This is a genomic window from Stenotrophomonas maltophilia group sp. RNC7, from assembly GCF_030910085.1.
Classification (GTDB): domain Bacteria; phylum Pseudomonadota; class Gammaproteobacteria; order Xanthomonadales; family Xanthomonadaceae; genus Stenotrophomonas; species Stenotrophomonas sepilia.
In genome coordinates, this window is sequence record NZ_JAVFVN010000987.1 from 1 (window position 1) to 1,715 (window position 1,715).

Genomic DNA, 1,715 nt, shown 5'->3' on the forward strand with positions numbered 1-1,715 from the left:
CCTACGAACCATCTTGACCATGAGACAGTTGAGTGGTTAGAGGAATATTTAGCAAGGTACACAGGTGCGGTATTACTTGTAACCCATGATCGTTATTTCTTAGATCGTGTGACGAATCGTATTTTCGAATTAGATAATGGAAAATTGTATAGTTATGAAGGAAATTACAGTACGTTTTTAGAAGCGAAAGCACTTCGGGAAGAACAAGAACTTGCGCAAGAATCAAAACGTCAAAACTTATATCGCCGTGAACTAGCGTGGATTCGCCGTGGTGCAAAAGCTCGTTCGACAAAGCAAAAGGCACGTATTCAACGATTTGAAGAGTTAAAAGGTCAAGAAGGTCCAGCTGCAAAACAGTCAGTTGATATTGCGCTTAGCGGTAGTCGCCTTGGGAAAAAAGTACTTGAGTTAAAAGATGTAACGAAAAAATTTGGCGATAAAACAGTATTAAACAACTTCAATCATATCGTGAAACCAGGCGATCGTATCGGAATTATTGGAGCGAATGGAAGCGGGAAATCTTCACTATTAAATATGCTTGCAGGTAAAATATCTCCTGATAGTGGTGAAATTGAAGTTGGACAAACAGTAAAAATTGCTTACTATACGCAAGAAAATGAAGAAATGAATTTAAATCAACGTATGATTGAATACATTAAAGAAATTGCGGAAGTTATTCATACGACAGATGGAAAAGTAATTGGTGCGTCTCAAATGTTAGAACGTTTCTTATTCCCGCCGCATTCACATGGTACACCTCTTGGCAAATTATCTGGCGGTGAAAGAAGACGTTTATACTTATTACGTATATTAATGGGAGAACCGAACGTACTATTACTAGATGAGCCTACGAATGATCTAGATACACAAACATTAACGGTGTTGGAAGATTATTTAGAAGATTTCCCAGGTGTCGTTTTAACTGTATCGCATGACCGTTACTTCTTAGATAAAGTAGTAGATGAATTGTTCATCTTTACGGGAGAAGGAGAAGTGCGCGAATTTCTAGGTAGTTATACGGATTACTTAGAAATAGAAAAAACGAGAGAACTTATTGAGAAAGCGGAAGTACAGAAAGAGAAAAAAGTAGTAGAAGAAGCACCGAAACAACAACGTAAGCGTAAACTTTCATATAACGAGCAGCGCGAATGGGAAACAATTGAAGATACAATTGCGGAACTTGAAGAAAAGCTAGAATCAATTGGAGAAGAGCTTGCGAATGTTGGTTCTGATTTTACTAAAGCGCAAGAATTGTCTGAAGCACAGCAAAAAACAGAAGAAGAGTTAGAAAAAACGATGGAAAGATGTAGTGAACTATCCGACATTGTTGAAGGATTAAAATAAAAACAAGCTGCATATATTGAAAAGTAAAGAGAAAAACTTTACACTATTGGTAGAACCTATTTTAGGAGGGAAAAAATGAGAACATCTAATCCAATGTTGAAAAAAGAGGCATTCCGTAAAGAAGGAGCAAGTGCTTCTGCGATGACTATTGGCGGAACAGTAGGCAAAACGTTTATTATGCTTATCTTGCTACTTGCAACGTCTGTCTATTCATACATACAGATGATAGAGGGTACGATGAAGATGCCAGTATTAATTGGCGCTTTAATCGTTGCGGCAATCATCGCATTTGCGTCTATGTTCTTCCCGCGTATTTCACCTTTTGGTGCACCAATCTATGCGGCGGTAGAAGGGGTTGTATTAGGTAGTAT

2 protein-coding genes are annotated in these 1,715 nt (G+C 37.9%); both read left to right on the forward strand.

What is annotated here, in order from left to right:
- On the forward strand, positions 1-1,344 hold a 1,344-nt coding region (locus RCF13_RS25335; protein ID WP_308141653.1), incomplete at its 5' end, for an ABC-F family ATP-binding cassette domain-containing protein.
- A gap of 75 nt (positions 1,345-1,419) precedes the next feature.
- The coding region (locus RCF13_RS25340) for a Bax inhibitor-1/YccA family protein (protein ID WP_308141654.1) at positions 1,420-1,715 on the forward strand (296 nt) is incomplete at its 3' end.